The sequence below is a fragment of the Mycobacterium colombiense genome (assembly GCF_001665835.1).
GTDB lineage: Bacteria > Actinomycetota > Actinomycetes > Mycobacteriales > Mycobacteriaceae > Mycobacterium > Mycobacterium colombiense_A.
This window is the reverse complement of sequence record NZ_LZSX01000103.1, coordinates 33,930-40,510: the sequence shown is the minus strand read 5'-3', so window position 1 is coordinate 40,510 and position 6,581 is coordinate 33,930. Positions and strand designations below refer to the sequence as shown.

Annotated in this window: 6 protein-coding genes; 2 read left to right on the top strand and 4 right to left on the bottom strand. The window is 68.4% G+C overall.

Going from position 1 to position 6,581, the window contains the following annotated elements:
* On the top strand, nucleotides 1–537 hold a 537-nt coding region (locus tag A5760_RS25050), incomplete at its 5' end, for a DUF3060 domain-containing protein (RefSeq protein ID WP_064885898.1).
* Between the two features lie 14 nt (nucleotides 538–551).
* Here A5760_RS25050 and A5760_RS25045 read toward each other — a convergent pair.
* The 4 genes from A5760_RS25045 to A5760_RS25030 form a co-directional block, all read right to left on the bottom strand.
* Nucleotides 552–890 (bottom strand): hypothetical protein, encoded by a 339-nt coding sequence (locus A5760_RS25045; protein WP_419538276.1) that lies wholly within the window; start codon nucleotides 888–890, stop codon nucleotides 552–554.
* Between the two features lie 114 nt (nucleotides 891–1,004).
* Nucleotides 1,005–2,453: a DUF7159 family protein gene (locus tag A5760_RS25040; RefSeq protein ID WP_064885887.1), complete on the bottom strand. Its 1,449-nt coding sequence runs from the start codon at nucleotides 2,451–2,453 to the stop codon at nucleotides 1,005–1,007.
* Nucleotides 2,454–2,584: 131 nt separating this feature from the next.
* A complete protein-coding gene (locus tag A5760_RS25035) occupies nucleotides 2,585–4,537 on the bottom strand; it encodes an Hsp70 family protein (protein ID WP_064885885.1) in 1,953 nt (650 codons plus the stop codon).
* 153 nt (nucleotides 4,538–4,690) lie between these two features.
* On the bottom strand, nucleotides 4,691–5,920 hold the full coding sequence (locus A5760_RS25030) for a hypothetical protein (protein ID WP_064885883.1): 1,230 nt from the start codon (nucleotides 5,918–5,920) through the stop codon (nucleotides 4,691–4,693).
* Nucleotides 5,921–5,958: 38 nt separating this feature from the next.
* On the opposite strand from A5760_RS25030, the gene A5760_RS25025 reads away from it, so the two are divergent.
* Complete coding sequence (locus tag A5760_RS25025; protein WP_064885880.1) at nucleotides 5,959–6,579, top strand: TetR/AcrR family transcriptional regulator; 621 nt, start codon at nucleotides 5,959–5,961, stop codon at nucleotides 6,577–6,579.
* The last annotated feature ends 2 nt before the right edge of the window (nucleotides 6,580–6,581 follow it).

Genomic DNA, 6,581 nt, shown 5'->3' with positions numbered 1-6,581 from the left:
GCCCCGTGGACCTTCGGTGGGCCACCCCAGCAACGTCCCTCCAGCAACCGCGTCTGGTGGATCCTCGGCACGGTCGTCGTCATCGGCCTATTGGCCCTCGCGGGTGGCATCGCGACCTTTGCCGCACACCAGCTTTCCGGCGTGAAGTCGATCATCGCCACGCCGCCGACCATCTCCAAACCGTTTAGCCCACCGAGCATTTCGACGAATCCCGGCCCGTCCACCTCGCGCAGGAGGTCACCCTCGCCGTCGACCTCACCCGCTGCACCGCCGGGCACCGAGCTCAGCGTCGCCGGCATCAACGAAAACCGGACCATCGCCTGCAACGACAACATCGTCAGCGTCAGTGGGGTTTCCAACACGGTGACGATCACCGGGCATTGCACCAGCCTGTCGGTGTCCGGCGTGCAGAATTCGATCACCGTCGAGGCCGTCGACAGCATCGAGGCCTCCGGCTTCAACAACAAGGTCATCTACCACTCCGGCGCGCCGAAGATCAGCAACTCCGGCGGCTCGAACGTGGTGCAGCAGGGCTGAGCCGAAAACGGCTGCTATGCAGGCTCTTCGGCGTCGTGGTCCAGGACGCTGACCGCGATGCCATAGGGCAGGAAACGCACCCTGCGTTTGGGGTCGACGTTCTCCTTGTTCGCCCGCAGTGCGTCGAGTTCGGTCGCATAGACCTGTTCGACGCGCGCGCCGCCGCTGGCGTCAACCGTGTAGATGGCCCACACACCCTCACCCGCCTCGCCGGCGGTTTCCGGAGCACCGCGCGGGCGTCGCGACAGGTCTTCGAAAACGGCGGACCAGCCCGCCCGGCCACCGGGAGCGGCCACGAACTTGCTGACCCGCTCGAACACGTCGCGCAGCCCTTCGCTGCCCTCTCGGATCATTCGATCGAACTCGTCGGGGTCGAATCCGAATCCACTGTGCTCGCCCACGCGACCTCCTTGGCGCTCGTGCCCTAACTGCCAGTGTGCGCTCAGTCGGCAGCGTTTGCCACGTGCTTACTGACCGGGCGGCGGCGGCGGGTTGATCGGAATCGGCACCGTGACGAATGGGAAGTGCAGGTACATCGTCACCGGTGGCTGACGGGGCAGCTGCGGTGCGGCCGGCGGAGGCGCAGGCGCCGGTGCGGCCGGCGGGGGTACGGGTGCCGCGGCCGGCGGGGGCGCCGCCTCTTGGACCGGTGGGGGCGCCTCTCGGACGGGCGGCGCCGTGTACTGCGGTGCCTGCCGGGTCGGGGCGCGATAGACCGGGGCCGCGGGCGGCTGCGTGACCGGGGTCTTCGGAGCGGGCTGCTGCACCGGCGACGGCGCGGGGGCAGGGGCGGCCACCTCCGACGGGCTGGGCGCGGGTGCGGGCGACGGCGCGGGGCTCGGAGCCGGCAGCTGCGCCTCCGGCGGGTTGCTCGGCGGTGGCGCCTGCGGCGGGTTGCTCGGCGGCGGCGCCGGCAGCTGGACTCTCGGCGTGGCGACGCTGACACCCGAATTGTGCCGACCGTCGGACCCCGGGCGATCCGACGTCAACGTCACCAGCACCACCCCGCCTACCGCGGCGACGATGGCGGCCAGGGCGCTACCGGCCAGCAGCATGGACCAGGGCCGGCGCGGGGGCTTCTCGTCCTCGTCCGGGACGGCGCTGTACGCCCGGGCGTCGGTGCCGAAGTCGGCGTCGTCCCAGACGTCCAGGTAGGTCGGGCTGATCGCGGGCGGGCTCAGCTCTCCGGTGCCCGGGTCCAGCGCGTAGGCCAGAGCCGCCGTCGACGACGCGAACAGCGGGGCGTTCGCCGACGCCAGCGCCGCCCCGCGGGCCAGAGCCATGTCCGGCTCCTCGGGCCCGGTGACCGGGAGTGAGGTTGCCGCCTCGAGCGTGGACTTCAGCGCCACGATGTCGGTTCCGCAGCCGATCAGGAACACACCGTCGGCCCGGGACCCGCGCGCGTCCAGACCGGCGACCATCGTCGCCAGTTCCGCGGCCAGGCCTCCCGCGCGACCGTCGCCGGTCTGGCGCCGGTGCAGGTCGACGATGGAGCCATCGGCGACGTCGACCACGGCCAGCGTCGCGTTCGCGGGCTCGACGAACAACATCGCGAGGCGCTCGTAGCCGAGCGCGTAGCCCACGGTCTGTGCCAGCGCGGCCGCGGCGAGCAACGGTGCGACCAACATCACGCCGCCGAGATCGTGGGCTGCGATCGCCTCCCGTAGCGCGCCGACGCCGGCGGGATCACTCCAGGTGACCCCGGTCGAGGCCAACGCGTGACCGCCCTCTAACACGCCTTCGCGGCTGCCGATGATCGCGTCGATCACCTGATCGACCGCGGCGGCGGCCGAATTCCCTCCGGCCCTAACCGCGAACTCTTCTTGTTCGACGGTCACGCCGTCAGCATTTTGGCCTTCGATCGCTACCAGGCGGACTGTCCTGGGAGCCATCGACACCCCAAGCACGATGTCCACGTAACGCCTCCAAGGTCTTTTTCAACGCCCTTCGCGAGGGCATGACGGGATGAACCCGACGGAACTTGGTGACTTAAACGTTACGCGCGTGCGGCTAGGCGCGCAGGAGGTGTGCGTACGCAGGAACGACGCTAATAACCCGGCCCGAGGAACGGATTCTGCGAGTTCCCCGGATACTGCGGATACTGATTCCCCGGATACTGATTTCCCGGATACTGCTGATATTGCGGGTATTGCGGAGTCGCAGGGGCCTGCTGCTGGGGAACCGGCACCGGAATCGGTATCGGCAGCAGCGGAACGCGGATCCACTCCGTCGTCATCGGCACCGTCGTGCTGGTGGTGGTCGGCGGCGGTGGCGGTGGCGGTGGCGTGGTGGTTTCCATCGGTGGCGGCGGAACCGTTGTGGTGATCGTCGGTTGCGGCGGCGCGGTAGTCGGCGGCGCCGTGCGCCTCGGGGTGTAGACGGGCGCGGGCGGCACGGTGGTGATCACCACCGGCGGCGGCGGCGGCGCCGGCGACGGCGGGGGGGGGGGCGGCGGGGCCGGGCGGGGGATGGGTTGCGCGCTTGGCGGCGGGGGCGGCGGTACCGCGGTGGGCGGTGGCGGTGCCGCCGGACGCGGCGCCACGGAGTTGGCCGGCGGCGCCGGCAGCGGCGCGACGGAGGGCGGTGGCGGGGCCGGACGGTTTTCAATCCCGGTCAGCGTGTAGGCCACCCCGCCGATCGCTGTCATGGCGATCACGGCCGACATGCCGATGACCAACTGGGAGAACCGGAGGCGCAGCAGGCGGGGCCGGCGTTCCCGCGGCGGTTCGATGACGTTGAGCCGCATGGACCAGCCGGCCGGACCGTCCTCGTCGTAGGTTTCGCCGCCGAAGCGCATCCGCAGATCGCCGGGGTATTCGGTCTGCGACCAAGCCAATTCGCGATCGGTCAATGCCTCGTCGTCGATCACCAAAACATCGCCGGCGCCCAGGTCGACGACATCACCGCTCGCGTCGGCCGAAGCGAGCAGCCCTATCGACGTCCGGGTGCGCAGATCCAGCTCGCCGCCGCGCGAGGCCAGGATCAGCGCCCCGCTGGCCGCGGCCAGGGCCGGTTGCGACGGCGTCAGGATCGGCGTGCGGCCGTGCATCGAAAGCCGTTCGGTGACAAGAGGAATGCGTGCGCCTCCCCCGACCGTGACCACCGCGGCAAGATCCGACCAGCTCTTGCGGTAATGCACCAGCATGTCGTCGAAGGCGTAGATGAAACCGGTCAGCCGGTCCTGGATCAGGTCTTCGAGGCCGTCCTGCGTCAATGTCAGGCTGCAACTGCGCCCGCCCAGCACCGCGGTGATGTCGGTGGCCATCTCGGTCGAAAGCCGCTCCTTGGCCGTGCGGCATTGCTCCCTGAGTTCGATGAGCTGTCCGACGCCGGCAGTGCTGGCCGGGTCGAGGCCGCTGCCATGACCCAACTCGTCGAAGGCACGCAGCTGCAACTCCTGGTCGATCTCGTCGCCGGACAACGCCGCGTAACGCAATGTGGGGCTGATGAGTTCAAAGTCCCCCGCGACATTGACCAAGGTGGCCGACGTGCCGCTGCCGCCGAAGTCGAGCAACCCCACCACGCCCTCGTCGGGCAGACCGAGCTCGGACTTCACCGCGGTCAGCGACGCGATCGCGTCCGAGATCAGCCGCGGCGCCATACCGCTTCGCACGAAGCCCAGATGTGTTCGCAGGGCGTCCCGCAACGCCTGTACCGTCGCGGGTTTCCAATGCGCCGGCACGGCGATGGAAATTTCCGAGCACGCCGCATCCGCACCGGCGGCAAGCACCATCGCGTCCAGCGCCTCCACCGTCAGCAGCTCCGGATCGTGCGCGGAACCGTCGGGTGACACCAGCGCGACGGAATCACCGATGCGCTCGATAAAGCCCTTCATCGGTACGCCAGGCTCGGCTAGGTACGGGTTCTCTTCGGGTGCACCGATTTTCGGGGCACAGTGCGGATAAAGGGTGAGCACGGACCGGCGGCTAACCGGTGGGCTTCCATTACGCGCAGCGACCAGGTTCGTGGTCCCGATCGACAACCCGAGTGGGTCGTACATAGAGCGAAAACCTCGTCTATAGGGGTCGATGGCCAGCGTTAACGATAGCCGCGGACACGCGGAAAGCCGATGCTTCGCAATGTCATTGGTATCCGCTCGATGCGCTTGCGTCACCGAAGCGGTACCGAAAACCCCTTGACAAAAAGCGTTGTGTTACAACACCGTCAGCGGCAGCGAACGCCTGGGTTCGAACTGAAATGTCGCTCCCCCGCTGACTCTGACCACCGAAACCTCTGGCAGTTCCTCGGTCGGAGTGTCGGTTTCGACCAGTTCGGCCGTCCAGTCGGCGGCCGTACCGCTAACTCGAACCTCGATGCGCGGTTCCACCGCGGTGGCGATCGCCTGGAGCGGCTGCACGGATTCCGGCGAGCACAGCGAGATCCAGGATTTGTCGTCATGCGCCGGCGACGGGTGGACGTGCAGCCGGTTCGATTCCGTCTCGGCCACAACGTAGCCCGCGGGGTTGAGCAGCGGGTGCAACTCCAGGACGCGCAGCACGCCTTCGGTGCCGCCCGGAAGCTTCAGTGCGCGGTGAATGCGCTCGGCGGCCAAGCCCGCGATGCCGATCAGGCCACGGGTGCACACGCCGACCGCCTCGTCGTCGTTGGCGGCACGCGCCCGCACCGCGATCGCGAACGACAGGTACAGCAGGTGCATCTGCAGGCACACCTCGTCGGCCATCCGGACCAGCGCCGAATGGGAGAAGGCGGCGAAGTCGAAGTCGGACAGCAACGGCCCGGAGTAATCCGCCTCTCCCTCGTCGGAGGGGTCGATGGGGTCGAGTTCCCATGTCGCAGCCCGGGTTTGACTCACGATGTCCAGGGCCGGGATGCTCTGCGCCTCGGGGTAGGACTCGTCGATGATGACGGTCCACGCGCAGTGCGGATGCCGGTCCGCGGGCGTCCGCGGCGGGCGATGAATGGGGCGCACCTGGGCGCGCGGGTTGGTCGCAATCGCGGTGGCGTCGAAGGTCGGGTCCTCGATGGTGTGGCACATGCCGAATACGTACTGCTCGCCCATCGGCTCGACATCGAGCAGGGCGCCGCAGTGGTCGAGGTGGAATTCGCCGTGCCAGCGGTCGTGCACCGTGTACCGGAAATCCATGAATTGCGGTGGGGCACCGATGTCGAGCTGCAGACCCTTGAAGATCGTCAGCACGTCGTTGCCCTCATAGTTCAGCGCCTTCTGCATGCGCCGGGTGTAGATCGGGCTGGCGCCCGCCCACTCCTCGATGGCGATCTGCACCATCTCGTCGCGGCCGAATGAGGAGATGCACCAAGCCATCCCGGACCGGTCGATCAGCTGCCCGATCAGCAGCAGTTCGGGAACCAGGACGACGAGTTCGTCACGGGACAATTGCGCGTATCGCGAGGGGCTGCTCACGCCCCAAAAATAGACTCGACTATGTTATAAAGTCAATAATGTCCATCGTCGCTGGCCAGACCCCCGATCGCCCGGTTGGCCCCACCCGGCGAACCACCGCGCCACGCAAGCGCGGCGATGACACCCGGGCGAAGATCATCGATGAGACGGTCCGCTGCATCGTGGAGGAGGGATTCTCCACCGCCACCGCCAAGCACGTGGCCGAACGCGCCGGCGTGACCTGGGGGGTCATCCAGTACCACTTCGGGGATCGCAACGGCCTGCTGATGGCCGTGGTGGACGACGGGGTGGCCCGGCTGGTGGACAGCCTGTCGTCGGCCGACGTCAGCGAGCTGCCGCTGCGCGAACGGATCGAGGTCGTCGTCGACACCGCCTGGAGCTGCTACAGCAGCCCGACGTCGATGGCCGCCTTCGAAATCCTGCGGGAGACCCGCGGCGGCCCGGACCCGTCGTCGCGGCGCCACCTGCTCGACATGAACTCCGCGGTCGGCCAGCTGGGGCGACTGATCACCACCGATCCCGCGCATGCCGGTGTGGCCGAGGTCATTTGGGCCACGCTGCGCGGTGTGGTACTGGCGCAGATGGTGACCGGCACCGCCATCGATTGGAGCCTGGAACGACGTGCCCTCGTCGACATGGTCACCCGTGTGCTGCAATGACC

Excerpts from the sequence above, each read along its gene's own strand:
- A5760_RS25045 (WP_419538276.1), bottom strand. The coding sequence starts at position 890 with ATGATCCGAGAGGGCAGCGAAGGGCTGCGCGACGTGTTCGAGCGGGTC.
- A5760_RS25035 (WP_064885885.1), bottom strand. The coding sequence starts at position 4,537 with ATGTACGACCCACTCGGGTTGTCGATCGGGACCACGAACCTGGTCGCT.
- A5760_RS25025 (WP_064885880.1), top strand. The coding sequence starts at position 5,959 with ATGTCCATCGTCGCTGGCCAGACCCCCGATCGCCCGGTTGGCCCCACC.